Source organism: Streptomyces sp. NPDC088097, assembly GCF_044741845.1.
Classification (GTDB): domain Bacteria; phylum Actinomycetota; class Actinomycetes; order Streptomycetales; family Streptomycetaceae; genus Streptomyces.
In genome coordinates this window covers 903,927-929,873 of the sequence record NZ_JBIUTJ010000001.1, presented here as the reverse complement: position 1 = coordinate 929,873, position 25,947 = coordinate 903,927, and the positions used below count along the sequence as shown (strand labels likewise).

Sequence of the window (25,947 nt, the reverse complement as noted above, 5' to 3'; positions counted from 1 at the left end):
TGATCGATATCAGCCCGTCCGTGATGCAGTTCCTTCTGGCGTTCATCGTGGCCGCACCCCTCCTGGGGGCCGTCGCGGCCCTCCTCCCGGTCCCGCCGGGGCTCAAGGGCAAGAGCCCCGAGCAGGCGGTGCTCCGCCACGGAGTCACCGTCACCGGCGTCATCCTCGCCGCGGCCGTCGCCCTCACCCTGGGCTTCGACCACGACGCCCCGTCCCGCTTCCAGGCGACGACGGACATCAGCTGGATCCAGGCGCTGAACATCCGGATCCACCTCGGCGTCGACGGCATCTCGCTCCCCCTCCTCCTGATGACCGCGCTGCTGTTCTTCCTCTGCGCGGTGTACAGCTACTTCAAGCTCCCCGCGGGCCCCTCCCCGAAGGCCTTCGTCGCGCTGATCCTGGTCCTGGAGTCCGGCACCCTCGCCACCTTCGCCGTCCTCGACCTGCTGCTCTTCTTCCTCGCCTTCGAGATGGTCCTCATCCCGATGTACTTCCTCATCGCCCGTTGGGGCGGTGCTCAGCGCCAGGCGGCCGCCTGGAAGTTCATCCTGTACACCCTCCTCGGATCCGTCGTCATGCTGCTCGGCCTGCTGCTGATCGGACTCAACAGCGGCACCTTCGACATGGTGGCACTCGCCTCTGACAACGGCAGCGGACTGTCCCACACCACCCAGCTCCTGGCCGTCCTCGCCATCGGCACCGGCCTCGCCGTGAAGACCCCGATGTGGCCGCTGCACAGCTGGCTCCCGGACGCCCACACCGCCGCCCCCACCGTCGGCTCCGTGCTCCTCGCGGGCGTGATGCTGAAGATGGGCACGTACGGTTTCGTGCGCATCCTGCTGCCCGTCACCCCCGACGGCATGCACACCTTCGCCCCCTACCTCGGGGCGTTCGCCGCCGTCGGCATCGTCTACGGATCCCTCGCCTGCCTCGCCCTGACCCGCAAGGGCAACAAGGGCGACCTCAAGCGCCTGATCGCCTACTCCTCCGTCGGCCACATGGGCTTCGTCCTCCTCGGCATCGCCTCCATGACCCCCACCGGAGTCAACGGCGCGCTCTTCGCCAACATCGCCCACGGCCTCATCACCGGCCTGCTCTTCTTCCTCGTCGGCGCCCTCAAGGACCGCTACGGCAGCAGCGACCTGGACACCCTCGCCGGAGCCACCGGCGCCGCCCTCTACGGCCGCGCCCCCCGCCTCGGCGCCTTCCTCGCCTTCGCCGCCGTCGCCTCCCTCGGCCTGCCCGGCCTCGCCGGCTTCTGGGGCGAGATGCTGGCCCTGTTCGGTGCCTTCGACCCGGCCGCGGGGCTGTCCCGACCCGCCTTCCTCACCTACATGGCCGTCGGCGCGTTCGGCACCCTGCTCACCGCCGCCTACCTGCTGATCGTCGTCCGCCGCGTCTGCATGGGCGACCCGAAGGCCGGCCCCGCACCCGCCCTCGCGGACATCCAGACGTACGAGTTCGCCGCCTGGACCCCGCTCGTCGCCCTCACCGTCCTGGCGGGCCTGTGGCCCGCGGTCCTCCTCGGCCTCACCGACCCGGCCGTCCAGAAGCTCCTCGCAGGAGGCAACGCATGACGGCCCTCGCCGCCGCCACGCCCACGAACCTGGTCCAGTCCGTCGACTGGACCGCGATCGCGCCCGTGGTCGTCACCGCCGCCGTCGCCCTCGTCGTCCTGGTCGCCGACCTCTTCGTACCGGAGCGCCGCAAGCCGGTCCTCGGCTGGATCTCCGTCGCCGGCCTCGCCGCCGCGACCGCGGCCCTCCTGCCCCTGCGCGCCGGGGACCGCGCCACCTTCTGCCTGCTGAGCGACCAGAGCGCCTGCAGCTACACCGCGGACCACTTCGCGCTCGCCGTGCAGTTCCTCGTCCTGGCGGGCGCCCTGATCACGGCCCTGCTGTCGGTGACCGCGGTCCAGGACGCGCGGATGCCGGCGGGGGAGTATTGGTTCCTGCTGCTGTCCTCCGCCGCCGGCGCGGCCCTGCTGCCCGCCGCCCGCGACCTCGCCACCCTGATCGTGGCCCTCGAAGTCGCCTCGCTGCCCGCGTTCGCCCTCGTCGGCATGCGCCGCGGCGACCGGCTCTCCTCCGAGGCCGCCCTGAAGTTCTTCCTGTCCTCGGTCACGGCCACCGCCGTCTCCCTGATGGGCATCAGCTTCGTCTACGCCGCCACCGGTTCTCTGCACCTCACCCAGGTCGCCGACCGGCTCGAAGACGTCCCCGGACAGCTCGACACCCTCGCCATGGCGGGCGTCGCCCTCACCCTCGTCGGCTTCGCCTTCAAGACGGCCGCCGTCCCGTTCCACTTCTGGGTCCCGGACACCTACGTGGGCGCCCCGCTGCCCGTCGCCGGCTACCTCTCGGTGATCGGCAAGGCCGTCGGATTCACCGGCCTGATCCTCGTCACCGTGATCGCCTTCCCGACGTACTCCGAGATCTGGGGCCCGGCCCTGGCCGTCCTCGCCGCGCTCACCATGACGCTCGGCAACACCGCCGCCCTGCGCCAGTCCGAGGACCGGCAGAACGGCGCCGTACGGCTCCTGGCCTGGTCGTCCGTCGGCCAGGCCGGCTACCTCCTGGTCCCGATCGCCGCCGCCGCGTACACCGACCGCGACCAAATCGGCTCCACCGTCGCCTACGCGCTGATGTACGCCGCCGCGAACCTCGGGGCGTTCTCCGTCGCCGCCCTGGTGGCCCGTACGAAGCCCCTGCACCGCCTCGCCGACTACCGGGGCCTGTACGCCGAGCGCCCCGTCGTCGCCCTCGCCATGGCGTTCTTCCTGCTCTGCCTGGCCGGACTGCCGCCGGGCATCATCGGCCTCTTCGCCAAGGTCACGGTCTTTCGGTCCGCCGTGGACGCCGGCCTGGGCTGGCTGGCCGTGGTCATGGCCGCCAACGTCGTCATCGGCCTCTACTACTACCTGCGGTGGACCGCGCTCCTCTTCCGTCCCGCCGAACAGGAGACGGCCACCACCCCCGCGAAGACCCCCCGGCCCCTCGTGGCGGCCATCGCCCTCACCGGCGTCGCCGCCCTGCTCCTCTCGGGCGCCCCGCAGCTGATCCTCCGCTTCGCCTCGGGCAGCCTCTTCCCCCAGTGACACCGGCGCCCTGATCCGTACGGCATGACCCGAACGGCGTAACCCCCGCCGCCGCCCACCGCTCCCCGGCCCGCCCCGGCCGCCGGGGCGGGGGCGCCGTCGCGCCCTGGGAACCGGAAGCCTCCACCTCGCGTTGACCAGGAAGGGAGGGTCCACTGGACCGAAGACCTTCAGGTCCTCGGGTCCGTGGACCTTCGGACTCCTGACGGGGTTCCCCTGCCGCACCACTTGGAGGGCGCACCGTGCACCGCCGGCACAACGGGCTGAAGACCGCCGTACTCCTCGGCGGGATGTCCGCACTCATCATCCTCATCGGCAGCTTCTTCGGACGGGGCGGCCTGATCATCGCCGTCCTTGTCGCGCTGGGGACGAACGCGTACGCGTACTGGAACAGCGACAAGCTGGCCCTGCGCGCGATGCGAGCCCGGCCGGTCAGCGAGTTCGAGGCCCCCGAGCTGTACCGCATGGTGCGCGAGCTCTCCACCTCGGCCCGCCAACCCATGCCCCGCCTCTACATCTCCCCGACCGAGGCCCCCAACGCCTTCGCCACCGGCCGCAATCCGCGCAACGCCGCCGTCTGCTGCACCGAGGGCATCCTGCGCATCCTCGACGAACGGGAGCTGCGCGGGGTCATCGGCCACGAGCTGAGCCACGTCTACAACCGCGACATCCTGATCTCGTCGGTCGCCGGCGCCCTGGCCTCCGTGATCATGTTCCTGGTGAACTTCGCCTGGCTGATCCCGGTCGGTCGGTCGAACGACGACGAGGGTCCCGGCCTGTTCGGCATGCTCCTGATCATGATCCTCGGGCCGTTGGCCGCCTCCGTGATCCAGCTCGCCATCAGCCGCTCGCGCGAGTACGAGGCCGACGCCTCCGGAGCGCAGCTCACCGGTGACCCCCTGGCCCTGGCCAGCGCCCTGCGCAAGCTCGACGCGGGCACCAAGCAGCTCCCGCTGCCCCCGGAGCCCCGCATCGAGACGGCCAGCCACATGATGATCGCCAACCCCTTCGGTCCGGGAGCGGGAGTGTCCAAGTTGTTCTCGACCCACCCCCCCATGGCCGAGCGCATCGCACGCCTCGAACAGATGGCAGGTCGAAGTCAGTGAAAACCCTCCTGAACGTCATATGGCTCGTGCTCAGCGGAATCTGGCTCTTCCTCGGCTACTGCCTGGCGGGCGTGCTCCTCTGCATCACGATCATCGGCATCCCGTTCGGCATCGCGGCCTTCCGCATCGCCGTCTACGCCCTGTGGCCCTTCGGATACACCACAGTCGAGCGCCACGACGCGGGCGCGGGCTCCTGCGTCGGCAACGTCCTGTGGCTGGTCCTCGCGGGCTGGTGGCTGGCCCTCGGCCACATCGTCACCGGCATCGCCCTCTGCCTGACGATCATCGGCATCCCCTTCGGGCTCGCCAACTTCAAGATGGTCCCCCTCTCCCTGCTCCCGCTGGGCCGCGAGATCGTCCCCACGGACGCCCCCTTCGCCTCCCGCTGAAGGGCTCCCTTCGTCCTCCGGTGAGGGGCTCCCTTCGGCCACCGGTGAAGGGCTTCGCGCGGCCGGCGTGAGGACGAGGGGCGCGCGGGGGAGCGGCCCGCCGCCGGAGCCGTCGATCCCCTCGGCCGAGGGTTATCCACAGGCCCGAGCGGATGTGGGCGCGGTGCCTCACCATGAACACATGCACGAGACCGGACCGTTGCCGCAGCAATCCTCTGCCCGCTTACGCACCCTTTCGCGCGGGCCCGACACCCCGCCGATCCCCACGTGCCCGGGGCATCTCCGCGCCCGTACGGGGCGGTCGAGCCCCCGAACCGGCCCGCCTGCGCGCCGGGTTCAGCTCCCGACGCGAGAGCGGCCACCCGGCCCGAGCCGGGCGCGCAGCCCGTAGACCAGCGCGCCCAGCGCCAACACCGCCGCCCCCGCCCCCACCGAGGCCAAGGGCAGCGCGCAGGCGAGCAGCACACAGCCGGACAGCCCGACCGCTGCCACGGCCCGCCCCTTGACACCTGAACCGAGAGTCCACGCGGAAACGTTGGCGATCGCGTAGTAGACCAGCACTCCGAAGCTGGAGAAACCGATCGCGCCCCGCAGATCGGTGGTGGCCGCGAGCACCGCCACCACCGCGCCCACGGCCAGCTCCGCATGGTGCGGAGCCCGGTGCCGAGGGTGTACGGCGGCCAACGCGCGCGGGAGATGACCGTCCCGCGCCATCGCAAGCGTGGTCCGCGACACCCCGAGCACGAGGGCCAGCAGCGAGCCCAGCGCGGCCAGAGCCGCACCCACCCGGACGACCGGGGCCAGCCCGGGCCGCCCGGCCGCCCCCACCGCGTCGGCCAACGGCGCCGCCGACCCGGCCAGTGCCTGAACCCCGAGGACCGACAGCACCGCCACCGTCACCGCCGCGTACACCAGCAGGGCGATGCCCAGCGCGATCGGCACCGCGCGCGGGATCGTGCGCTCCGGATCCCGCACCTCCTCGCCCAGGGTGGTGATCCGGGCGTAGCCCGCGAAGGCGAAGAACAGCAGCCCGGCACCCTGGAGCAGCCCGGCCGCCCCGACCCGCTCCCCACCGCCCGGCCACCCCGAACCGGCCGCCTCCGAGGTCAGGCACACCACGACGACCCCGGCCAGCACGGCGAGCACCGCCGCCACGATCAGCCGGGCGATCCGGGCGGACTTCCGCACCCCGCCGTAGCTCGCGGCGGTCAGTGCCACCACCGCCGCCACGGCCACCGCGTGCCGCTGCGCGGGCCACAGGTAGGCCCCGACGGTCAGCGCCATCGCCGCGCAGGAGGCCGTCTTGCCGACCACGAAGCCCCACCCGGCCAGATAGCCCCAGAACGGGCCGAGCTGCTCGCGCCCGTACACGTAGGTCCCGCCCGAGGAGGGGTGGCGGGCCGCCAGCCGCGCCGAGGAGTGCGCGTTGCAGTAGGCCACGACGGCCGCCACCGCCAGGGCGGCGGGCAGGCCGGCCCCCGCCGCGCCCGCCGCCGGGGCGAGGGCGGCGAAGATCCCGGCGCCGACCATCGCGCCGAGCCCGACGACGACGGCGTCGGACACGCCCAGGGTGCGTTCGAGTCGCTGTTCCACGAGCGGAGGGTAGACGCCCTAGATGACGCCCTCACGACCGGGAAGCGGCATCCGCTTGCGCTCCCACCCCTCCAGGGCGGTCAGGCAGGCGTGGTCCATGTGCCGCAGCCCGCCCAGATCCAGGCGCACCGACGGGGCCTGCGGGAGCGCCTCCAGGGCGTCCAACAGCTTGGGCAACCGCAGGAAGCTGGCGTTCCCCACGATCCGGACGCAGAGTTCCTCTCCCTCCCACGCCTCCTCGATGTGCACGTGGGAGGTCTCCCAGGCGGCCTTGGCCACGGCCAGCACCAACCCGATCAGCACCCCCTCGAAGAGGCTGGTGGTCACGATCGCGAGGGCCGTCGCCACCAGCACCACCGCCTCGCCCCGGTGCGTCCGCCACAGGGCGGCCACGGCCCGCGCCGGCAACAGCTTCCAGCCCGCGTGCAGCAGCACCCCGGCGAGCGCCGACAGGGGCACCGCCTCCAACACCCCGGGGACGGCCACCGCGAACAGCAGCAGCCAAGCCCCGTGCAGGATCCGGGCGTTGCGGGTCCGCGCCCCGGCCTCCACGTTGGCGGCGCTGCGCACGATGACGGCGGTCATCGGCAGGGCCCCGAGCAGCCCGCAGACACTGTTGCCCACGCCCTGGGCGATGAGTTCCCGGTCGTACTCGGTCCGGGGCCCGTCGTGCATCCGGTCGACGGCCGCGGCACTGAACAGGGTCTCGGCGGAGGCGATGAGGGCGAGGGCGACGACGGTACCCAGCGCCCCGACGGAGGCCAGCACCCCGAAGTCGCTCCAGGCGGGCGGCGCCACGGCGTCGAGCACCCCGGTGACCCGCACCTTCTCCACGGGCAGGTCCAGCGTCACCGTCAGCGCGGTGGCGGCGGCCACCGCGACGACCGCGCCCGGGACCACCCGCAGCCGGGGCGGCAGTCGGCGCCAGCCCACCAGGAGGGCGATGGTCCCGGCCCCCAGCGCGACGGCGACCCAGTCGGCCCCGGTCGCCAGCCCGTGCGCCCCGCCCAGCTTGGCCAGGGTGGGCCCGGGCGCCGGTACGCCGCCGAGGGCGTAGAGCTGTCCGACGATCAGCACGAGCCCGATCCCGGCCAGCATCCCGTGCACGACGGCGAGGGAGATCGCCCGGAACCACCGCCCGAGCCGCAGCACCCCCATGCCCAGTTGCAGCACCCCGGCGGCCAGGACCAGGACACCGAGGGCGGGCAGCCCGTACGCGCTCACGGCCTCGTAGACGAGCACGGTCAGCCCGGCCGCGGGCCCGCTGACCTGGAGCGAGCTGCCCCGGAACCAGCCCGTCACGAGACCGCCGACCACCCCGGTGACGATCCCCAGCTCGGCCGGCACCCCGGACGCGACCGCCACCCCCACACAGAGCGGAAGCGCGACCAACGCAACGACCACGGACGCCCCGAAGTCATCACGGAAAGCACCGGCCCCGGACATACGTGAACCCCCTGCCACAAGGTGATGGACGTGTCACCCAGCGTGCTGGGCGCATCCGTCCACGCCTAGTGACCACAGGGGGCCCGGAAGGAGCACGCGCCGCTCACGCCGGGCACGCACCCTCCCGCGCGCCGGGGGCGAGCACGACGAAGGGCACGACGCGGGCGGCCGCCGAGGTTCCCCTCGGCGAACCGCCCCCGCCGTGCCCCACGGCTCCGCTCGGTGCCGGCGCGGGCGCCGGTCAGCGGTAGTTCACGTACTGGATGGCGAAGTCCAGGTCCTTGCCCTTGAGGAGGGCCTGGATGGCTTGGAGGTCGTCCCGGCTCTTGGAGGTGACGCGCAGCTCCTCGCCCTGGACCTGGGCCTTGACGCCCTTGGGACCCTCGTCCCGGATGATCTTCGCGACCTTCTTGGCGTTCTCCTGGGAGATGCCCTCCTCGATCGTGGCGAAGATCTTGTACTCCTTGCCGGACAGCTGCGGCTCGCCGGCGTCCAGCGCCTTCAGCGAGATCCCGCGCTTGACCAGCTTGGTCTCGAACACGTCGAGGACGGCCTTCACGCGCTCCTCGGAGTTCGCCTCCATGAGGATCTTCTCGCCGGACCAGGCGATGGTGGCGCCCGTGCCCTTGAAGTCGTAACGCTGCGAGAGCTCCTTGGCGGCCTGGTTGAGGGCGTTGTCGACCTCCTGCCGCTCGACCTTCGAGACGATGTCGAAACTGGAGTCGGCCATGTGCTGTGGCTCCTTGAAGTCGGTTGTGTCGTGCCCCGCGGGGCGCGGCCGGACAACCCCGGCACGCTCCGCAAAGCCTAGCCACCACGCCGGCGCGGAGTACTGATCAATCCGGTGGCGAACCACCCCCGCACATCGGGTATCGTTTACGTCGTTGCCAGGGAGCGCCGCCGTAAGGCGGAAAGAAGGCAGCGATCATGGCGGTGTGCCCGAGTGGCCAAAGGGAGCAGACTGTAAATCTGCCGGCTCAGCCTACCCAGGTTCGAACCCTGGCGCCGCCACGCGAGTGGAACCCCCGTTCATCTGCGGAAGCGCAGTGAGCGGGGGTTTCTTCGTATCTCCGGCCTCCGTGTGACTCCATCTGCCGCGTCCCGCGCACCGATCCGCGCGGGCCGTCGTTCATGGGGGCGTGACATGGACATCGGACACACGGGGGAAGGTCGGCGGCGGCGTGCTCGCCGCCCTGCTCGGAGCCGGCATCCCGGCCTTGGTGGGGGCCGCCCTGCACGGCCACGACGGAGAGCCCTACCGCGAGACCCGGCTCGTCTTCGCCACCCACCGCCCCGAAGGCCGGACCCCCGTCCGCGACGGGGAGTTCACGCGCTTCCTGGACCACGAGGTCACCCCCGCGTTCCCCGAAGGCCTCACCGTGCGCCCCGGGCGCGGCCAACGCGGCGCCACGCACGGCGCGATCGTCCGCGAGACCTCGTACGAGGTGGTGCTGCTCTACCCCGAGAAGGAGGCCGAGGAGCGCGGAGCCCAGGTCGAACGCATCCGCCGGGCCTACGGAGACGCCTTCCGGCAGGACACCCCGGTCGGCCGCTCCGACACCGAGGTCAAGGCATGGCCCTGACGGGCGCTCAGCGCCGAGCCCCTCAGTTGCCCGCCATGTCCTTCACCGCCACCGGGACCGGGGTCGAACCCGACACCAGCTCCAACGTCAGGCCCGCCGTCGCCGGGGTCTCCACCAGCTCGGCCAGCACCGCCGCCACGTCGTCCCGCGGCACCGACCCGCGCCCCGTGCTCGCCTCCAGGCGGACCAGCCCGGCCCCCTCGTCCTCCGTCAGCGCACCCGGCCGCAGGATCGTCCACTCCAGGCCGAGCCTGGTCCGGACGTGGTCGTCGGCCTCGCCCTTGGCCCGCAGGTAGGCGTCGAAGACCTGGTCGCCCTCGTGCCGGGAATCGGCGCCCATCGAGGAGACCATCAGGAAGCGCCGTACACCGGCCCGTTCCGCGGCGTCGGCGAACAGCACCGCCGCGCCCCGGTCCACGCTGTCCTTGCGCCCCACGCCGCTGCCCGGACCGGCCCCGGCGGCGAACACCGCGGCGTCCGCGCCGTGCAGGATCCCCGCGACGTGCTCGACGGACGCCGACTCCAGATCGCAGAGCACCGGTTCCGCACCGGCCGCCCTCAGGGCGCCGCCCTGCTCCGGGTCGCGGACGATCCCCGCGACCTCGTACCCGCGCGCGGCGAGCAGGCGCTCCAGCCGCAGCGCGATCTGACCGTGTCCACCCGCGATGACGATGCGCATGTCCCGACCGTACGTCGAGCCGGGCGCCGACGCCCGCGAACGGAGGGGCGAACGCTCAGGGGCCGGGCTCCGTACGCCCCTGGCGGGGCAGGTCGAGGGCCACCGCGACCGCCGAGTCGCAGTACTCCCGTACGGCACTCGTACGGGCTACGACGCGCCCCCGGTGGATCACGATCCGGCTGTACGCGAGGGAGAGCACGCCCGCGATCCGGTCCCCGCGGACGGCGAGCAGCTCCGCCGGGAAGCCGGCCTCCACCCGCACCTCCGGCAGGCCCATCGCCTCGCGGGCCGCCGTGCTGACCGCCTCGTAGGCCTCCGCCGGACGCAGCCCGCCCTGGGAGGCCAGGAGGTACGCCGCCTCGAACGGGTCGCCCCGGCCGACCGGGTTCCCGGCGTCCCGCAGCGCCCCGCTGCCCGCGGCGACCCGGACCCCGGCCGCGCGCAGCAGCCGTACGGGAGCGGTGCGCAGGCCCCGGCGTTCCAGGGCGGCGCAGTCCCCCTGGGGCAGGCAGGTCACCCCCACCCCGGCGGCGGCCAGCTGGTCGGCGGCGCGCGCGGCCGCGTCCAGGGGGAGCCGGGACAGACCGCCGCAGGGGCCGATGGTCACCCCGGGCCGGAGCCCCCCGGCCATCGCGGCGAGCCGGGCGAGACGGCCGGGGTCGTCACCGTCGGTGTGCAGGTCGACGGGGCAGCCGTGCTCGGCGGCCAGCTCCAGGACCGCTTCGAGGAAGCCCGTCGGGTCGGGGTCCAGGTCGGGGCAGCCGCCGATCACCGAGGCGCCCATCTTGACCGCGTCGCGCAGCATGGCGAGCCCGTCGGCTCCGGCCACCCCCGTCAGCAGCCGGGGGACGGCCACCGCCGTGAGGTCGGTGAGCCCGCGCAGGGAGCGGCGGGCCTGGAGGACGGCCTCCATGGGGCCGAGGCCGTGCACGTCGCCGATCCGGACGTGGGAGCGCAGGGCGGTCGCCCCGTGGCCGAGCTGGAGCAGGGCCGACTCGGTGGCGCGGCGCTGCACCTCGTCGGGGGCGTACGAGACCGGCCCCTCGGAGTCCGCCGTCAGGGCGGTGTCCCCGTGGGCGTGCGGCTCGGCGGGGGCGGGCAGGAGCAGGTAGCCGGTCAGGTCGACCCGGGACAGCGCCGGCGCGGGCAGGCTGCCCGCGGTGCCGACGGCCTGGATCCGGCCCGCGCCGAGCCGGACGTCCACCGTGCGGCCGTCCGTGAGCCGGGCCCCGGCCAGCAGCAGCCCGCCGGTCTCGGGTCCGGAACCGCGGGCGCCGCCACCGGCAGGGTTGCGCGGGGAGTGGGACGGCTGCTGCGGCTGGCTGTCGGACATCGCGCTCCTGCGGTGGCTCGGGCGGTTCCTGTGCCGTGGCCGCAGCCTGCGGCCCAAGATCACGCAGCGTGCTCAGAGCCTAGGGCGCGGGGCTCGTCGGTTCGCGGAAGAGCGAAATAGTCGTACCGGTGTGGTGCCCGTGCGCCGGGGCGGAGCCGACCGCGCTCCGGCGCGGAGCAGGCGGGGCCGCATAACAACCTCCGAAACTCTTCGGCGGGGGCTCGCGGACCGGTTGGAGGGGGCGGAGTGGTCGGGGGAGGGGAGGGGCGGTTGTGACACCTGACACAAACGGGGCGGAAATCGGTCCGAGAGGGCTCGGGCCTTGATCGAAATACTCTTGCCGGGGCCTTCAGGGCCCAGTCCCCCCAAAGGATTTGGGCGATCGGCGGGCGACCGTGTAATGTCTTCATCGCTCGCCCCAATAGCTCAGTCGGTAGAGCGTCTCCATGGTAAGGAGAAGGTCTGCGGTTCGATTCCGCATTGGGGCTCTGGTGAGAGAGGCCCCCCATCCTCGGGTGGGGAGCGGATCTCATCAAAGCGGCGTAGCTCAGTCGGTAGAGCAAGCGGCTCATAATCGCTGTGTCACCGGTTCAAGTCCGGTCGCCGCTACACCCAGTAGCCGATTGCGGGGTCGGTCTCCCGATCGGCTACTCTTTTATGCGTTCATCCGTCCTACTGTCCGTCAAGGAGCACTCACGTGGCTGCCACCGACGTCCGCCCGAAGATCACGCTGGCCTGCGTGGAGTGCAAGGAGCGGAACTACATCACCAAGAAGAACCGGCGTAACAACCCGGATCGCATGGAGATGAAGAAGCACTGCCCGCGTTGCAACTCGCACACCGCGCACCGCGAGACCCGCTGATCCTGGCGAAGTCTCTCGACTAATTGGCATCGTCACGAGGTCGTCCCCCTCATTTGGGGGGCGGCCTCGTGTCGTTTCCGCGTATCCGATCGCTGATCACCGATCACGGTTCGCGGCCGCGAGCGCGGTAGCGGTGAGTGACGGTCGTCCGCTCGCCTTTGTGTGTCCTTGTGTTGTTTCCAACTGGAGGTAGTGAGCCATGGCCCTCGACCAGTCCTTCGTGGGGCGGACCTACCCGCCCACCGATCCCTACGAGGTGGGTCGGGAGAAGATCCGCGAATTCGCGGTCGCGGTGGGCGACGACAATCCCGTCTACACCGACCCCGAGGCGGCCAAGGCCTTCGGCCACCAGGACGTCATCGCCCCCCCGACCTTCGTGTTCGCCATCACCTTCGCCGCTGCCGGCCAGGTCATCGCAGACCCCCAGCTCGGGCTGGACTACAGCCGCGTCGTGCACGGGGACCAGAAGTTCTCCTACGTCCGCCCCGTGCGGGCGGGCGACCGGCTCACGGTGACCTCCACGATCGAGTCCGTGAAGTCCCTCGCCGGCAACGACGTCATCGACATCCGCGGCGAGGTCCACGACGAGTCCGGCGAGCACGTGGTGACGGCGTGGAGCAAGCTCGTCTCCCGCGCCCCCGAGGAGGCCTGAGATGACCGCGAAGATCCAGTACGACGACGTCGAGGTCGGCACCGAGCTGCCGGGGGCCTCCTTCCCCGTGACGCGCGCCACGCTCGTCCGGTACGCGGGCGCCTCGGGTGACTTCAACCCGATCCACTGGAACGAGAAGTTCGCCAAGGAGGTCGGGCTGCCGGACGTGATCGCGCACGGCATGTTCACCATGGCCGAGGCGATCCGTGTGGTGACCGACTGGGCCGGCGACCCCGGTTCGGTCGTCGAGTACGGCGTCCGCTTCACCCGCCCGGTCATCGTCCCGAACGACGACGAGGGCGCCGTGATCGAGATCAGCGCGAAGGTCGCCGTGAAGCTGGACGACAACCGGGTCCGGGTGGACCTGACGGCGACGAGCGCGGGCCAGAAGGTCCTCGGCATGTCCCGTGCGGTGGTCCGGCTCGCCTGAGGCTTCCCCCCCCGCCCGACGCCGGGCGGGGCGACAGGGTGTGCGCCCCCACGCGGTGGCGCACACCCCGCCCCGCGAGGGCCGTCGCCCCGTGCCGCCACCACCCGCCCGCCCCCGCCCCGCCGCCGCCCCCCTCTTCCGCCCCCCTGCACACGTGGAAAGTGCCGCGCCCATCGGTCTTGCCAAGTTAGTGATTGAGCACTAACTTGAAGACATGGCCAGGATGAGTGCAGAGGAGCGGCGCGAGAGCGTCATTCGAGCGGCGGCCCGGGAGTTCGCCCAGGGCGGCTACTACGGGACGTCGACCGAGGCCATCGCCAAACGGGTCGGGGTCTCACAGCCGTACCTGTTCCGGCTCTTCCCCAACAAGCAGGCCATCTTCCTCGCGGCGTCCGCCCGCTGCCTGGAGACCACCCGGCAGGTGTTCGCCGACGCGGCGGACGGCCTGGAGGGCGACGAGGCGCGCCACGCCATGGCGGAGGCCTACACCCGGCTGATCGCCGAAGACCCGCACGTGCTCCAGATGCAGCTCCAGATGTACGTCACCATCGCCGCCGCCGAGGCGGCCGGGGACCGCGAGCTCGGTGAGCTCGTCCGGGCCGGCTGGCTCGCGCTGTGGGACACCGTCTCGGTGCCCCTGGGGTGCGACGCCGTCGCGACCGCCGGCTTCATGGCGCAGGGGATGCTCATCAACACCCTCTCCGCCATGGGATTTCCGCCCGGTCACCGCATCTGGGAGGGCCTCTACCCCTCGGGCGCGGTCGAGGGGCGGTAGCCCTCACCCTCGGGCCCGAGCGGCCCGGGCCTCTTTCTGTCCATCGAAGTTAGTCAGCAATAACTAACCAATCGCAGGGGGATCCACACCATGAAGCAGCGAGAGCACCAGCCACGGCACCAGCCACAACACCAGTCACGGGGCCGGCAGGAGGAACCGGGGAGCCGTCGGGAGGAAGGGGCCCGGCTCAGTCGGTCCGCCGTCTGGGCGCTCGTCCTCACCGGCGCCGCCAGCTTCATGGCAGCCCTCGACAACCTCGTCGTCACCACCGCCCTCCCCGCCATCCGCGCCGACCTCGGCGGAAAGCTGGAGGACCTGGAGTGGACGGTGAACGCCTACACGCTCACCTTCGCCGTCCTGCTGCTCTTCGGATCCGCCCTCGGGGACCGCTTCGGCCGCCGCCGGCTCTTCGTCGCCGGGCTCGCCGTCTTCAGCGCGGCCTCCGCCGCGGCCGCCCTCGCCTCCGGGATAGACGAGCTGATCGCCGCCCGCGCCGTCCAGGGCGTCGGCGCGGCGATCATGATGCCGCTCTCCCTCACCCTGCTCACCGTCGCCGTGCCGGCCGCCCGACGCGGCATGGCCCTCGGCATCTACGGAGCCGTCAGCGGCCTCGCCGTCGCCAGTGGCCCCCTCATCGGCGGCAGCCTCACCGAGCACATCTCCTGGCAGTGGATCTTCTGGCTCAACGTGCCGATCGGCGTCGCCCTGATCCCGCTCTCCCGACTGCGCCTCAACGAGTCCACCGCCCCCGGCTCCCGCCTCGACGTCCCCGGCACCCTCCTCATCAGCGGCGGCCTGTTCGGCATCGTCTACGGCCTGGTCAACGCCAACGCCCACGGCTGGACCAGCGCCCCCGTCCTGACCGGCCTGATCGCCGGCAGCGCCCTCGTCGGCGGGTTCGTCGTGCACGGTTTCCGCAACGCGAACCCCATGCTCCCCATGCGTCTCTTCCGGGACCGGGGCTTCTTCGGGATCAACTTCGCCGGCCTGCTGATGTACCTGGGCATGTTCGGCTCGATCTTCCTGCTCAGCCAGTTCCTCCAGGGCGTCGCCGGCTACTCGCCCACCGAGGCCGGACTGCGCATGCTCCCCTGGACCGGCATGGCCGTGATCGTCGCCCCGATCGCGGGCATCCTCTCCGACCGGATCGGCGGCCGCCCCGTCGTCGTCGCCGGACTGGTCCTCCAGGCCATCGGCCTCGGCTGGTTCGCGGCCGTCCTCAGCACCGACGTCTCCTACAGCACCCAGCTCCCGGCCCTGATCCTCAGCGGGATCGGCATGTCCCTCTACTTCGCCCCCGCGAGCAACGTGCTCATGTCCACCGTGACCCCCGCCGACCAGGGCAAGGCCTCCGGCACCAACAGCGCCCTGCGCGAGGTCGGCGGAGCCCTCGGTGTGGCCGTCCTCGCCTCCGTCTTCTCCGCCCGGGGCGGCTACGAGACCCCGCAGACCTTCACCGACGGGACCGTGCCCGCCCTCTGGATCGGCGCCCTCGTCGTCGCCCTCGCCGCCGGGCTGGCCCTGCTCCTGCCCCGCCGGAACCGGCCCCCGGCCCGCGTCGCCGGCTCCGACGCCCCCACCGCGGAGCGCCCCGCCGGAGAGCCGGCCCCCGCCGCCGGCTGATCGCCGCCCCGGCCCAACCCCGCGCCCCTCGCCGACCCCGCTCGCCGGCCGCGCCCGCGCCCGGGCGGGCCCGCGAGCACCGCGGCCCCGGCCGCGCGCGAGGTTCCGTACGGCCCCGTGACCACCAAGGAGAACCCGTCATGCCCGACATCCCCTGGTCCACGCCCACCCAGGCCGCCCCCGACGCCGAGGTCTACGTCATGGCCTCCCGCTTCGAGACCGCCACCCTCGGCGGCGCCGTGAAGTTCTTCCTCAAGGCCCCCGGCATCGTCCTCCAGATACGCAAGGCCCCCGGCGCCCACGGGGTCGCCCTGCGCGCCCGCGTCCTGCGCCGCACCTTCCTGACCCTCTCGGCCTGGGAGGACCGCGACGCCCTCTACCGCTTCGCCCGCAGCGAGCCGCACCGATCCAGCTCCCGGGCGGCGGCCGCCTTCACCAAGGAAGCCGCGTTCACCTTCTGGACCGTGCGCGCCTCGGAACTGCCCATCCGCTGGGAGGAGGCGGAGCGCCGTCTGGCGGAGCAGGAGCGGACCTCCTGAGGCGACCTGCCGAGTGCCCGGCGGGGATGCGAGGGGGGTGGACCGTACTCTTGTCCACGTGCAGGAACTCCACGATGCCCCCCTCGCCCCCCTGACCACCTTCCGCCTCGGCGGCCCGGCGGCCCGGCTGATCACCGCCACCACGGACGCCGAGGTCGTCGACGCCGTGCGCGCCGCGGACGAGAGCGGCACCCCGCTCCTGGTCATCGGCGGCGGCAGCAACCTGGTCATCGGAGACCGGGGCTTCGGCGGCACCGCCCTGCGCATCGCGACCACCGGCTACGACCTGGACGGGACGCGGCTGGAGCTCGCCGCCGGCGAGAACTGGAGCGACGCCGTCGCCCGCACCGTCGCGGCGGGCCTGGCGGGCATCGAATGCCTCGCCGGGATCCCCGGCTCGGCCGGCGCCACCCCGATCCAGAACGTCGGGGCGTACGGCCAGGAGGTCTGCGACACCATCACCGAGGTCGTCGCCTACGACCGCGCCACCCGCGCGACGGTCACCCTGAGCGCCGCCGAGTGCGCCTTCCGGTACCGCAACAGCACCTTCAAGGACCAGCCCGACCGCTACGTCGTCCTGCGCGTGCGCTTCGCCCTGGAGGACGCCGGCGGGCTCTCCGCCCCGATCAAGTACCCGGAGACCGCCCGCGCCCTCGGCGTCGAGGCCGGAGACCGGGTCCCGGCCGCCGCCGCCCGCGAGACCGTCCTGCGCCTGCGCGCCGGCAAGGGCATGGTCCTGGACCCCGCCGACCACGACACCTGGTCCGCCGGATCCTTCTTCCACAACCCGATCCTGACCGACGAGGCCTACACCGCCTTCCTCGCCCGCGCCCAGGACCGCCTCGGCCCCGACACCACGCCGCCCGCGTACCCGGCCGGCGAGGGCCGTACGAAGACCAGCGCGGCCTGGCTGATCGACAAGGCCGGCTTCACCAAGGGCTACGGCGCCGGTCCGGCCCGGATCTCCACCAAGCACACCCTCGCCCTCACCAACCGCGGCGGGGCCACCACCGAGGACCTCCTGGTGCTGGCCCGCGAGGTCGTCGCCGGAGTGCACGCCGCCTTCGGCGTGACCCTCGTCAACGAGCCGGTGACGGTGGGCGTCGACCTCTGACATGCGCTGCCCCCGGCACGGGGCCGGTACGGACCCCACCCGCCTCGTGGGACGCGAGATCAGCCGGGTCGTCGCGTCCTGGCACATCTGGGAGGGCGAGCGTTCCGAGGCGCCCCTGGACGTCTGGCTGGTCGACAGCGCGGGCGACTGCACGCGCATCACCACCGGGTCGGACCAGTGCCTCATCGTCGAGGCCGCCGTCCCCCACGCCCCGCACGACATGGGGGAGTGGGGCCGCATCGAGGTCGGCGAGGACCTCGGCGACCACGCCTTCCTGCGCCATCTCGGCCGGACCGTCGCCTCGGTGGCGGAGTTCGGCCTCCCCGAGCAGGGCCGCACCCACCTGGAGATCGGTTTCCCGGACGGGGACAGGGTGCGGGCCGACTGTTACGACGGGGACCTGCGGCTCACCCGCTGAGCCAGTGGTCGATCCCGCCGAGCAGCTTGGCCTGTACGTCCTCCGGCGCGGCGCTGCCGCGCACCGACTGGCGGGCCAGCTCGGCGAGTTCGGCGTCCGTGAAGCCGTGGTGGAGGCGGGCGATCTCGTACTGGGCCGCGAGGCGGGAACCGAAGAGCAGCGGGTCGTCCGCGCCCAGCGCCATCGGCACGCCGGCCTCGAAGAGGGTCCGCAGCGGCACGTCCTCGTGACGCTCGTACACCCCGAGGGCCACGTTGGAGGCCGGGCAGACCTCGCAGGTGATCTGCCGGTCGGCGAGCCTCTTGAGCAGCCGGGGGTCCTCCGCGGCCCGTACGCCGTGCCCGATGCGGGTGGCGTGCAGGTCGTCGAGGCAGTCCCGCACCGAGGAGGGCCCGGTCAGCTCGCCCCCGTGGGGGGCGGCGAGGAGGCCGCCGTCGCGGGCGATGGCGAAGGCCCGGTCGAAGTCGCGGGCCATGCCCCGGCGCTCGTCGTTGGACAGGCCGAACCCGACGACCCCGCGGTCGGCGTAGCGGACGGCCAGCCGGGCCAGGGTGCGGGCGTCCAGGGGGTGCTTCATGCGGTTGGCGGCGATCACCACCCGCATCCCGAGGCCCGTCTCGCGGGAGGCGGAGTCCACGGCGTCCAGGATGACCTCGACGGCCGGGATCATGCCGCCGAGGAGCGGGGCGTAGGAGGTGGGGTCGACCTGGATCTCCAGCCAGCCGCTGCCGTCCCGTACGTCCTCCTCGGCGGCCTCGCGCACCAACCGGCGAATGTCGTCGGGTTCGCGCAGGCAGGAGCGGGCGGCGTCGTAGAGGCGCTGGAAACGGAACCAGCCGCGCTCGTCGGTGGCGCGCAGCTTGGGCGGCTCCCCGGCGGTCAGCGCGTCGGGGAGGCGGACCCCGTACTTGTCGGCGAGCTCCAGCAGGGTCGATGGTCGCATCGAGCCGGTGAAGTGCAGGTGGAGGTGGGCTTTCGGCAGAAGCGTGAGATCGCGTACGTGCTCCATCTCCCGATCCTGCCGTACGCGCCGCCCGATCGGCAGCCGGATTACCTGAACGGGACCTTGCCCGAACGGAAATTCTGGTTCCGCGCCCACCGGTGAGCCCGCGGAGCCCCGGAAACGCCCGAGCGGCGACTCCCGGTGGGGGAGCCGCCGCTCGGGCGCTCGACGGACAGGTCCGTGATCAACGGGCCTAGGCCTTGGCCTCGGCCAGCAGCTTCTGGAGGCGGGACACGCCCTCGACCAGGTCCTCGTCGCCCAGGGCGTAGGACAGGCGCAGGTAGCCCGGGGTGCCGAAGGCCTCGCCCGGGACCACCGCGACCTCGGCCTCGTCCAGGATCAGCGCGGCCAGCTCGGCGGAGGTCTGCGGGCGCTTGCCGCGGATCTCCTTGCCGAGCAGCTCCTTGACCGACGGGTACGCGTAGAAGGCGCCCTCGGGGGTCGGGCAGAAGACGCCGTCGATCTCGTTCAGCATCCGCACGATGGTCTGGCGGCGGCGGTCGAAGGCCGTGCGCATCTCGTGGACGGCGTCCAGGTTGCCGGAGACGGCGGCCAGCGCCGCGACCTGGGCCACGTTGGAGACGTTGGAGGTGGCGTGCGACTGCAGGTTGGTCGCGGCCTTGACCACGTCCTTCGGGCCGACGATCCAGCCCACGCGCCAGCCGGTCATGGCGTACGTCTTGGCGACGCCGTTGACGATGATGCAGCGGTCGGCCAGCTCGGGGACGATCGCCGGGAGGGAGACGAACTTCGCGTCGCCGTAGACGAGGTGCTCGTAGATCTCGTCGGTGAGGACCCACAGGCCCTTGTCGGCGGCCCAGCGGCCGATGGCCTCGGCGTCGGCCTCGCTGTAGACGGCGCCCGTCGGGTTGGACGGGGAGACGAACAGGACGACCTTGGTGCGCGCGGTGCGCGCGGCCTCCAGCTGCTCGACGGAGACCCGGTAGCCGGTGGTCTCGTCGGCGACGACCTCCACCGGGACACCGCCGGCGAGGCGGATCGACTCGGGGTAGGTGGTCCAGTACGGGGCCGGGACGATGACCTCGTCGCCCGGGTCGAGGATCGCGGCGAAGGCCTCGTAGATGGCCTGCTTGCCGCCGTTGGTCACCAGGACCTGGGAGGCGTCGACCTCGTAGCCGGAGTCGCGCAGCGTCTTGGCGGCGATGGCGGCCTTCAGCTCGGGCAGGCCGCCGGCCGGCGTGTAGCGGTGGTACTTCGGGTTGCGGCAGGCCTCGACCGCCGCTTCCACGATGTAGTCCGGGGTGGGGAAGTCGGGCTCGCCCGCGCCGAAGCCGATCACCGGACGTCCGGCGGCCTTGAGGGCCTTGGCCTTGGCGTCCACGGCGAGGGTGGCGGACTCGGAAATGGCGCCGATGCGGGCGGACACCCGGCGCTCGGAGGAAGGCGTTGCAGAGGTCATGCGGCCAATCGTCCCAGACGGCCCGGAAGCGCCGCACACCGTTTCAGGTACCGGACGGAGCAGGTCCGGATCCTTTCTGTTCGACGTCAGGGCCCGGAACACGTATGCTCACCTCTCGTTGGTCCCCGCCAAGCGCCCCAGAGCGTGCGCACTCCGTGCACTCGCTCGGATGCGGTAGGTTGGGGAACGCAAAGGGTCGTAGCTCAATTGGTAGAGCACTGGTCTCCAAAACCAGCGGTTGGGGGTTCGAGTCCCTCCGGCCCTGCTCCACACTCCTTCTCGGATGTGTGCGCAGGTACGTACTTCGATGCAACGCCGTGCGGCGCAACCGGGCGCGGCTACGGCCACGACCCGGATTCAGGTGAGAGACGTGACGGACGCCCTGGGCTCCATCGACATGCCTGACGCCGAGGACGACACCCGCGAGAAGAAGGCCCGCAAGGGCGGCAAGCGCGGCAAGAAGGGCCCTCTCGGCCGTCTCGCGCTTTTCTACCGCCAGATCGTCGCGGAACTCCGCAAGGTCGTATGGCCCACTCGAAACCAGCTCTCGACGTACACCACCGTGGTGATCGTGTTCGTCGTCATCATGATCGGTCTTGTGACCGTGATTGACTATGGGTTCCAGGAAGCCATCAAGTTCGTCTTCGGCTGATCCCCGCGGAGGGCGGCGCCTTGATGGGTGCCGCCCGTTTTCGCATGTTCGACCACCTTTTGTATCCAGGAAGAAGCAGCCACCGTGTCTGACCCGAACCTGAACGTGAGCGACGAGTCCGTCGAGTCCGTCGAGTCCGTTGAGGACCAGCTCGACATCGTCGAGGGTGCCGACGCCGTGGACCCCGACGAGGTCGAGCTGGCAGACGCCGAGGCCGGCACCGCCGCCGAGGAAGCCGCGCTCCACGTCGAGGACGAGGCCGACGAGGCTGACGAGATCGAGGACGACGCCGAGGCCGAGAACGCCGCCGACGCCGTCGAGGACGACGCCGAAGACGAGACCGACGCCGCCGCGGACGAGACCGACGAGGACGAGGCCGAAGAGGCCGCCGAGGTCGAGCCCGCCGAGCCGGTCGACCCCGTCCAGGCCCTCCGTGACGAGCTGCGCCTGCTCCCCGGCGAGTGGTACGTCATCCACACCTACGCGGGCTACGAGAAGCGCGTGAAGGCGAACCTCGAACAGCGCGCCGTCTCGCTCAACGTCGAGGACTTCATCTACTCGGCCGAGGTGCCCGAGGAAGAGATCGTCCAGATCAAGAACGGCGAGCGCAAGAACGTCCGGCAGAACAAGCTGCCCGGTTACGTTCTCGTCCGCATGGACCTGACGAACGAGTCCTGGGGCGTCGTCCGCAACACCCCCGGCGTCACCGGCTTCGTGGGCAACGCGTACGACCCGTACCCGCTGACGCTCGACGAGATCGTCAAGATGCTCGCGCCGGAAGCCAAGGAGAAGGCCGACAAGGCCGCCGCCGAGGCCGCCGGTCTGCCCGCGCCGTCCGTCAAGCGCACCATCGAGGTCCTGGACTTCGAGGTCGGCGACTCGGTCACCGTCACCGACGGCCCGTTCGCGACGCTGCAGGCGACGATCAACGAGATCAACCCGGACTCGAAGAAGGTCAAGGGCCTCGTCGAGATCTTCGGTCGCGAGACCCCGGTCGAGCTCAGCTTCGACCAGATCCAGAAGAACTGATCCAGGTCTTCTGGACCACTGCTTCGAACAGGTCAGACCACCCCGAAAAGGGCGGTCTGACCTGCTCGGTTTTCAGCCTCGCACCGATACCCGTTATCGTGGTGCGGTATGCCTCCATCCGGATGACCGGATTGGCGGCGAAAAACTCTCACTAGGACCCGGAGAGAGCAATGCCTCCCAAGAAGAAGAAGATCACGGGGCTCATCAAGCTCCAGATCAAGGCCGGCGCGGCCAACCCGGCACCGCCGGTCGGCCCCGCGCTCGGTCAGCACGGCGTCAACATCATGGAGTTCTGCAAGGCCTACAACGCCGCGACCGAGTCGCAGCGTGGCATGGTCGTGCCGGTGGAGATCACGGTCTACGACGACCGTTCCTTCACCTTCATCACCAAGACTCCGCCGGCCGCGCGCCTCATCCTGAAGAGCGCGGGCGTGGAGAAGGGCTCCGGCGAGCCGCACAAGACCAAGGTCGCGAAGCTCACGCGTGACCAGGTCCGTGAGATCGCCACGCTCAAGATGCCCGACCTCAACGCCAACGACATCGACGCGGCCGAGAAGATCATCGCCGGCACCGCGCGTTCGATGGGCATCACGGTCGAAGGCTGATTCAGCCACCCCGCCCAGCAGCACCAGTGGTAGGACCAAGCGCTGGTCCGCACCACGACTCCACGCCTGAAGTCACCAAACAGGAGCAGAAGTGAAGCGCAGCAAGACTCTCCGCGCTGCGGACGCCAAGATCGACCGGGACAAGCTGTACGCCCCGCTCGAGGCCGTCCGTATCGCCAAGGAGACCTCCGCGACCAAGTTCGACAGCACCGTCGAGATCGCCTTCCGCCTGGGTGTAGACCCGCGCAAGGCCGACCAGATGGTCCGCGGCACCGTGAACCTCCCGCACGGCACCGGCAAGACCGCCCGGGTCCTGGTCTTCGCGACCGGTGACCGTGCTGCGGCCGCGGAAGCCGCCGGCGCCGACATCGTCGGCGATGACGAGCTGATCAACGAGATCGCCAAGGGCAACCGCCTGAACGAGTTCGACGCGGTCGTCGCCACCCCGGACCTCATGGGCAAGGTCGGCCGCCTCGGCCGCGTGCTCGGTCCCCGTGGCCTGATGCCGAACCCGAAGACCGGCACCGTCACCATGGACGTCGCCAAGGCTGTCACCGAGATCAAGGGTGGCAAGATCGAGTTCCGCGTCGACAAGCACTCGAACCTGCACTTCATCATCGGCAAGGTCTCCTTCTCCGATGAGCAGCTGGTCGAGAACTACGCGGCGGCCCTGGACGAGATCATCCGTCTGAAGCCGTCCGCCGCCAAGGGCCGCTACATCAAGAAGGCCGCCCTCAGCACCACGATGGGTCCCGGCATCCTGCTGGACTCCAACCGCACCCGGAACCTCCTCGTCGAGGAAGACCCGGCGTCTGTCTGATCCGGCCCAGGCCAGATCGGACCACTGAGTGGTTGAACGGGCTCCGCACCCCCTTTCGGGGGGGTGCGGGGCCCGTTTCCGTTTCGTGGCCACAATCGAGAGGCGCGCGGCCCAAACCCCGGTTAAGGTCAAGACTTCGCCAAACGATCACACAGGGGTGGGGACTCCACATGACGACGTACCGCAACAGGACCGCCGGGGCCGTACTGGCCGCCGCACTGCTCGTGGGTGGGGCCACGGCCTGCGAGAGCGGCAAGAAGGACGACGGCGGCAAGGCGGCGGGCGCCCAGGCGACCCCGTCCGCCCCGGGCGCCGGCCAGGGCGCGGCGAAGGGCGTCGCGAACGCGACCCCGGCCGCGTACCTGGAGAAGGTGCAGAAGAAGTCCGAGGAGATCACCTCGCTGCGCTACACCGCGGTGACCACCTCCGGGGGCGAGACGAGCAACAGCGAGGTGTCGCTGCAGACGAAGCCCTCCCTGGCCATGACCATGAAGGTCAGCGGCGGTGATGACGCCGCCGAGATCCGCCTGGTCGACGGCGCCATGTTCATCGGCGCCGACGGCCAGTGGATCAAGTTCGACATGAAGAGCGCGGACGCGGCCACCCAGAAGAAGCTGGAGGGCTCCGGCGGGGACAAGTCCGCCGAGAACCCGGGTGACCGCGCCGGCGAGCTGCTCAAGGCCGAGGACCTCAAGACCGTCGGCGACGAGACCGTGGACGGCGTGAAGACCAAGCACGTCAGCGGCACGGTCACCCTGGAGCAGATGCGGGCCGCCCTGACCGGCGCGACGCCGGAGGCCCGGACGCGCCAGGAGAAGTCGGTCCAGGCCCTGGAGGACGAGGGGATCCAAAAGCTCACGATCGACATGTGGATCGACGAGTCGGACCACACCAAGCAGGTCCGCACCCGCGGCGAGGCCAAGAACGGCCCGCTGGAGTCCACGATCAAGTTCCTCGACTACAACCAGCCGGTCGACATCGCCGCCCCGCCGGCGGACCAGGTCATGGACCTCGCCGAGCTGTCGAAGGGCTGATCAAGGCCCTTGGTGGCCGCTCGGGTCCGGTCGTCGCCGGCCCGACCCGGGCGGATTTGCTTGACATCGGATGCTTCGCGTACGCTTCACCAGAAGCCAAAGACCGCTGGTCGTTGCCGTGCTCGCAAGAGTGCGGTGGCCGAAGGATCCGCCGCAAGCGGACGTCCTGCGTAGGTGTTCGTGGAAGGTTCCCAGATTCGTCTGGTCGAGCCGTGCCCCGTGCGCTTGCGCCGGGGCGTTTTGTTTGTCCGGCCCCTTCTGAGCGGTCCTCATCACCCGGAAGGAGGCCGAAGCGCTATGCCGACGCCCAACAAGGCTGCCGCGGTAGCCGAGCTCAAGGACGCGTTCCAGAGCTCGAACGCCGCCGTGCTGACCGAGTACCGGGGTCTCACCGTCGCGCAGCTCAAGACGCTGCGTCGTTCGCTCGGTGAGAACGCCCAGTACGCCGTGGTGAAGAACACGCTGACCAAGATTGCGGCCAACCAGGCCGGGATCACCGCGCTGGACGAGCACTTCGCTGGTCCTACCGCGGTCGCCTTCATCACCGGTGACCCGGTGGAGTCGGCGAAGAGCCTGCGTGACTTCGCCAAGGACAACCCGAACCTCATCATCAAGGCGGGTGTCCTTGATGGTAAGGCGCTCACCGCCGATGAGATCAAGAAGCTTGCGGACCTCGAGTCCCGCGAGGTTCTGCTCAGCAAGCTGGCCGGCGCGTTCAAGGGCAAGCAGTCTCAGGCTGCCTCGCTCTTCCAGGCGCTGCCGTCGAAGTTCGTCCGCACCGCGGAAGCGCTTCGCGTCAAGCTCGCCGAGCAGGGCGGTGCCGAGTAATTCGGCTCGCGCACTGATCCACGCCGCCTAGTGCGTGGGTCAAAGCGGGCCGTTACGCCCGCCTCTCAATACATCCGGCACCTGCCGAATTAGTGGAAGGATCGCCCATCATGGCGAAGCTCACCCAGGACGAACTCCTCGCCCAGTTCGAGGAGCTCACCCTCATCGAGCTCTCCGAGTTCGTGAAGGCGTTCGAGGAGAAGTTCGACGTCACCGCCGCCGCGGCCGTCGCCGTTGCCGGCCCGGGCGCCCCCGCCGCCGCTGAGGCCGTCGAGGAGCAGGACGAGTTCGACGTCATCCTCACCGGTGCCGGCGACAAGAAGATCCAGGTCATCAAGGTCGTGCGCGAGCTCACCTCCCTGGGCCTCAAGGAGGCCAAGGACCTCGTGGACGGCGCCCCGAAGCCCGTTCTCGAGAAGGTCGCCAAGGAGGCCGCTGACAAGGCCGCCGAGGCCCTCAAGGCTGCCGGCGCTGGCGTCGAGGTCAAGTAACACCTCGGGGGCCCTCTGAGGCCCCTTCAAAGGGCGATCACCCGTAAGGGTGGTCGCCCTTTGGCGTACCCGCAGTGCCTGACTTGCCCTGGTCTCGTTGGGGAGTAGGGTGATCATCGTTGCCTCGGAGCAGGGTCCGGAGATGATCCGCCTGGAGCAGGAGCCCTTGACGAACGGCCGGCGGCGCGCAATTCTCAGTCCCGTCGCCGGGCACTCGGGCGGATCGGCCGGTTCGATCCCGGATCCGAGGTATGGATCGGTGACGAAGAGGGCAGTACTGATACGCGCTCTGTGTGCGAGAGCCGCAGCAGCGTTAGGGACGCAGGGTTGGTTTTTAAACGACGTGGGGAAGGCCTGTTGCCGGTTTCCGGAAACCTGGTCTGGACATCAGTGAGCCTTGTGGCTACACTGACCCTTTGCGCTGCC

27 protein-coding genes and 4 tRNA genes are annotated in these 25,947 nt (G+C 71.1%); 24 read left to right on the top strand and 7 right to left on the bottom strand.

Features of this window, described 5'->3' with window-relative positions; genetic code table 11:
• Window positions 1-23: 23 nt before the first annotated feature.
• The 4 genes from ACIOD1_RS04190 (at window position 24) to ACIOD1_RS04175 (ending at window position 4,592) form a co-directional block, all read left to right on the top strand.
• Complete coding sequence (locus ACIOD1_RS04190; RefSeq protein ID WP_401900469.1) at window positions 24-1,577, top strand: NuoM family protein; 1,554 nt, start codon at window positions 24-26, stop codon at window positions 1,575-1,577.
• Window positions 1,574-3,097, top strand: coding sequence for an NADH-quinone oxidoreductase subunit N (locus ACIOD1_RS04185; protein WP_365621595.1), 1,524 nt, complete (start codon window positions 1,574-1,576; stop codon window positions 3,095-3,097). Before ACIOD1_RS04190 ends, ACIOD1_RS04185 begins: the two co-directional genes overlap by 4 nt.
• Window positions 3,098-3,339: 242 nt before the next feature.
• Window positions 3,340-4,203 (top strand): zinc metalloprotease HtpX, encoded by an 864-nt coding sequence (gene htpX / locus ACIOD1_RS04180; RefSeq protein ID WP_365621598.1) that lies wholly within the window; start codon window positions 3,340-3,342, stop codon window positions 4,201-4,203.
• Entirely contained in the window at window positions 4,200-4,592 is a 393-nt protein-coding gene (locus ACIOD1_RS04175) for a YccF domain-containing protein (RefSeq protein WP_365621601.1), read from the top strand. Before htpX ends, ACIOD1_RS04175 begins: the two co-directional genes overlap by 4 nt.
• Window positions 4,593-4,928: 336 nt before the next feature.
• Here the strand turns inward: ACIOD1_RS04175 and ACIOD1_RS04170 are convergent, their stop codons facing one another.
• The 3 genes from ACIOD1_RS04170 to ACIOD1_RS04160 form a co-directional block, all read right to left on the bottom strand.
• Window positions 4,929-6,185, bottom strand: a complete 1,257-nt coding sequence (locus tag ACIOD1_RS04170) for an APC family permease (RefSeq protein WP_401900011.1) — start codon at window positions 6,183-6,185, stop codon at window positions 4,929-4,931.
• An 18-nt stretch (window positions 6,186-6,203) separates the two neighbouring features.
• Window positions 6,204-7,631, bottom strand: coding sequence for a SulP family inorganic anion transporter (locus ACIOD1_RS04165; protein WP_401900009.1), 1,428 nt, complete (start codon window positions 7,629-7,631; stop codon window positions 6,204-6,206).
• A gap of 241 nt (window positions 7,632-7,872) precedes the next feature.
• On the bottom strand, window positions 7,873-8,361 hold the full coding sequence (locus ACIOD1_RS04160; RefSeq protein ID WP_365621610.1) for a YajQ family cyclic di-GMP-binding protein: 489 nt from the start codon (window positions 8,359-8,361) through the stop codon (window positions 7,873-7,875).
• A 199-nt stretch (window positions 8,362-8,560) separates the two neighbouring features.
• On the opposite strand from ACIOD1_RS04160, the gene ACIOD1_RS04155 reads away from it, so the two are divergent.
• Together ACIOD1_RS04155 and ACIOD1_RS04150 are read left to right on the top strand one after the other, a co-directional pair.
• Window positions 8,561-8,642: transfer RNA gene (locus tag ACIOD1_RS04155), tRNA-Tyr, on the top strand.
• A 128-nt stretch (window positions 8,643-8,770) separates the two neighbouring features.
• Entirely contained in the window at window positions 8,771-9,214 is a 444-nt protein-coding gene (locus ACIOD1_RS04150; protein WP_365621613.1) for a DUF3574 domain-containing protein, read from the top strand.
• Between the two features lie 22 nt (window positions 9,215-9,236).
• Here the strand turns inward: ACIOD1_RS04150 and ACIOD1_RS04145 are convergent, their stop codons facing one another.
• Both ACIOD1_RS04145 and ACIOD1_RS04140 read right to left on the bottom strand, forming a co-directional pair.
• Entirely contained in the window at window positions 9,237-9,893 is a 657-nt protein-coding gene (locus tag ACIOD1_RS04145; protein WP_365621616.1) for an SDR family oxidoreductase, read from the bottom strand.
• 55 nt (window positions 9,894-9,948) lie between these two features.
• Complete coding sequence (locus ACIOD1_RS04140; RefSeq protein WP_401900005.1) at window positions 9,949-11,226, bottom strand: amidohydrolase family protein; 1,278 nt, start codon at window positions 11,224-11,226, stop codon at window positions 9,949-9,951.
• 415 nt (window positions 11,227-11,641) lie between these two features.
• On the opposite strand from ACIOD1_RS04140, the gene ACIOD1_RS04135 reads away from it, so the two are divergent.
• The 10 genes from ACIOD1_RS04135 (at window position 11,642) to ACIOD1_RS04090 (ending at window position 17,639) form a co-directional block, all read left to right on the top strand.
• A tRNA-Thr gene (locus tag ACIOD1_RS04135) sits at window positions 11,642-11,714 on the top strand.
• Window positions 11,715-11,762: 48 nt separating this feature from the next.
• A tRNA-Met gene (locus ACIOD1_RS04130) sits at window positions 11,763-11,835 on the top strand.
• Window positions 11,836-11,923: 88 nt separating this feature from the next.
• Window positions 11,924-12,088: a 50S ribosomal protein L33 gene (gene rpmG, locus ACIOD1_RS04125; protein WP_007265873.1), complete on the top strand. Its 165-nt coding sequence runs from the start codon at window positions 11,924-11,926 to the stop codon at window positions 12,086-12,088.
• 199 nt (window positions 12,089-12,287) lie between these two features.
• Window positions 12,288-12,740, top strand: coding sequence for a MaoC family dehydratase N-terminal domain-containing protein (locus tag ACIOD1_RS04120; protein WP_365621622.1), 453 nt, complete (start codon window positions 12,288-12,290; stop codon window positions 12,738-12,740).
• Between the two features lies 1 nt (window position 12,741).
• On the top strand, window positions 12,742-13,170 hold the full coding sequence (locus ACIOD1_RS04115; RefSeq protein WP_401900003.1) for a MaoC family dehydratase: 429 nt from the start codon (window positions 12,742-12,744) through the stop codon (window positions 13,168-13,170).
• Between the two features lie 214 nt (window positions 13,171-13,384).
• Window positions 13,385-13,945, top strand: coding sequence for a helix-turn-helix domain-containing protein (locus ACIOD1_RS04110; protein WP_365621627.1), 561 nt, complete (start codon window positions 13,385-13,387; stop codon window positions 13,943-13,945).
• Window positions 13,946-14,035: 90 nt separating this feature from the next.
• A complete protein-coding gene (locus tag ACIOD1_RS04105; protein ID WP_401899999.1) occupies window positions 14,036-15,568 on the top strand; it encodes a DHA2 family efflux MFS transporter permease subunit in 1,533 nt (510 codons plus the stop codon).
• A 140-nt stretch (window positions 15,569-15,708) separates the two neighbouring features.
• On the top strand, window positions 15,709-16,107 hold the full coding sequence (locus tag ACIOD1_RS04100) for a DUF3291 domain-containing protein (protein ID WP_365621632.1): 399 nt from the start codon (window positions 15,709-15,711) through the stop codon (window positions 16,105-16,107).
• 13 nt (window positions 16,108-16,120) lie between these two features.
• The gene (locus tag ACIOD1_RS04095; protein ID WP_401899997.1) at window positions 16,121-17,221 is read left to right on the top strand and encodes a UDP-N-acetylmuramate dehydrogenase; all 1,101 of its coding nucleotides are present in this window, start codon (window positions 16,121-16,123) and stop codon (window positions 17,219-17,221) included.
• Window positions 17,222-17,267: 46 nt separating this feature from the next.
• Window positions 17,268-17,639 carry a hypothetical protein gene (locus ACIOD1_RS04090; RefSeq protein WP_365621636.1) on the top strand — a complete coding sequence of 124 codons (372 nt, stop codon included), beginning with the start codon at window positions 17,268-17,270 and terminating at the stop codon, window positions 17,637-17,639.
• Here the strand turns inward: ACIOD1_RS04090 and ACIOD1_RS04085 are convergent.
• Complete coding sequence (locus ACIOD1_RS04085) at window positions 17,629-18,648, bottom strand: adenosine deaminase (protein WP_365621639.1); 1,020 nt, start codon at window positions 18,646-18,648, stop codon at window positions 17,629-17,631. The two genes, ACIOD1_RS04090 and ACIOD1_RS04085, sit on opposite strands and share 11 nt — an antisense overlap.
• Before the next feature lie 187 nt (window positions 18,649-18,835).
• Window positions 18,836-20,062: a pyridoxal phosphate-dependent aminotransferase gene (locus tag ACIOD1_RS04080; RefSeq protein WP_365621642.1), complete on the bottom strand. Its 1,227-nt coding sequence runs from the start codon at window positions 20,060-20,062 to the stop codon at window positions 18,836-18,838.
• 192 nt (window positions 20,063-20,254) lie between these two features.
• On the opposite strand from ACIOD1_RS04080, the gene ACIOD1_RS04075 reads away from it, so the two are divergent.
• The 8 genes from ACIOD1_RS04075 (at window position 20,255) to rplL (ending at window position 25,521) form a co-directional block, all read left to right on the top strand.
• A tRNA-Trp gene (locus ACIOD1_RS04075) sits at window positions 20,255-20,327 on the top strand.
• Window positions 20,328-20,432: 105 nt separating this feature from the next.
• A complete protein-coding gene (gene secE, locus ACIOD1_RS04070) occupies window positions 20,433-20,714 on the top strand; it encodes a preprotein translocase subunit SecE (protein WP_030230573.1) in 282 nt (93 codons plus the stop codon).
• Between the two features lie 84 nt (window positions 20,715-20,798).
• Entirely contained in the window at window positions 20,799-21,743 is a 945-nt protein-coding gene (nusG, locus tag ACIOD1_RS04065) for a transcription termination/antitermination protein NusG (RefSeq protein WP_365621645.1), read from the top strand.
• A gap of 170 nt (window positions 21,744-21,913) precedes the next feature.
• On the top strand, window positions 21,914-22,348 hold the full coding sequence (gene rplK / locus ACIOD1_RS04060) for a 50S ribosomal protein L11 (RefSeq protein ID WP_053682632.1): 435 nt from the start codon (window positions 21,914-21,916) through the stop codon (window positions 22,346-22,348).
• Window positions 22,349-22,439: 91 nt separating this feature from the next.
• Window positions 22,440-23,168: a 50S ribosomal protein L1 gene (gene rplA / locus ACIOD1_RS04055; protein ID WP_365621648.1), complete on the top strand. Its 729-nt coding sequence runs from the start codon at window positions 22,440-22,442 to the stop codon at window positions 23,166-23,168.
• 170 nt (window positions 23,169-23,338) lie between these two features.
• Entirely contained in the window at window positions 23,339-24,202 is an 864-nt protein-coding gene (locus tag ACIOD1_RS04050; protein ID WP_401899991.1) for a hypothetical protein, read from the top strand.
• A gap of 297 nt (window positions 24,203-24,499) precedes the next feature.
• Window positions 24,500-25,030, top strand: coding sequence for a 50S ribosomal protein L10 (gene rplJ / locus ACIOD1_RS04045; protein ID WP_008739730.1), 531 nt, complete (start codon window positions 24,500-24,502; stop codon window positions 25,028-25,030).
• Between the two features lie 110 nt (window positions 25,031-25,140).
• Window positions 25,141-25,521, top strand: coding sequence for a 50S ribosomal protein L7/L12 (gene rplL, locus ACIOD1_RS04040; protein ID WP_365621654.1), 381 nt, complete (start codon window positions 25,141-25,143; stop codon window positions 25,519-25,521).
• The last annotated feature ends 426 nt before the right edge of the window (window positions 25,522-25,947 follow it).

Coding starts and splice junctions, on each gene's coding strand:
- ACIOD1_RS04190 (WP_401900469.1), top strand. CDS start 24: ATGCAGTTCCTTCTGGCGTTCATCGTGGCCGCACCCCTCCTGGGGGCC.
- ACIOD1_RS04185 (WP_365621595.1), top strand. CDS start 1,574: ATGACGGCCCTCGCCGCCGCCACGCCCACGAACCTGGTCCAGTCCGTC.
- ACIOD1_RS04165 (WP_401900009.1), bottom strand. CDS start 7,631: ATGTCCGGGGCCGGTGCTTTCCGTGATGACTTCGGGGCGTCCGTGGTC.
- ACIOD1_RS04160 (WP_365621610.1), bottom strand. CDS start 8,361: ATGGCCGACTCCAGTTTCGACATCGTCTCGAAGGTCGAGCGGCAGGAG.
- ACIOD1_RS04145 (WP_365621616.1), bottom strand. CDS start 9,893: ATGCGCATCGTCATCGCGGGTGGACACGGTCAGATCGCGCTGCGGCTG.
- ACIOD1_RS04140 (WP_401900005.1), bottom strand. CDS start 11,226: ATGTCCGACAGCCAGCCGCAGCAGCCGTCCCACTCCCCGCGCAACCCT.
- ACIOD1_RS04120 (WP_365621622.1), top strand. CDS start 12,288: ATGGCCCTCGACCAGTCCTTCGTGGGGCGGACCTACCCGCCCACCGAT.
- ACIOD1_RS04115 (WP_401900003.1), top strand. CDS start 12,742: ATGACCGCGAAGATCCAGTACGACGACGTCGAGGTCGGCACCGAGCTG.
- ACIOD1_RS04110 (WP_365621627.1), top strand. CDS start 13,385: ATGGCCAGGATGAGTGCAGAGGAGCGGCGCGAGAGCGTCATTCGAGCG.
- ACIOD1_RS04105 (WP_401899999.1), top strand. CDS start 14,036: ATGAAGCAGCGAGAGCACCAGCCACGGCACCAGCCACAACACCAGTCA.
- ACIOD1_RS04100 (WP_365621632.1), top strand. CDS start 15,709: ATGCCCGACATCCCCTGGTCCACGCCCACCCAGGCCGCCCCCGACGCC.
- ACIOD1_RS04085 (WP_365621639.1), bottom strand. CDS start 18,648: ATGGAGCACGTACGCGATCTCACGCTTCTGCCGAAAGCCCACCTCCAC.
- ACIOD1_RS04080 (WP_365621642.1), bottom strand. CDS start 20,062: ATGACCTCTGCAACGCCTTCCTCCGAGCGCCGGGTGTCCGCCCGCATC.
- rplK (WP_053682632.1), top strand. CDS start 21,914: ATGCCTCCCAAGAAGAAGAAGATCACGGGGCTCATCAAGCTCCAGATC.
- ACIOD1_RS04050 (WP_401899991.1), top strand. CDS start 23,339: ATGACGACGTACCGCAACAGGACCGCCGGGGCCGTACTGGCCGCCGCA.
- rplJ (WP_008739730.1), top strand. CDS start 24,500: ATGCCGACGCCCAACAAGGCTGCCGCGGTAGCCGAGCTCAAGGACGCG.
- rplL (WP_365621654.1), top strand. CDS start 25,141: ATGGCGAAGCTCACCCAGGACGAACTCCTCGCCCAGTTCGAGGAGCTC.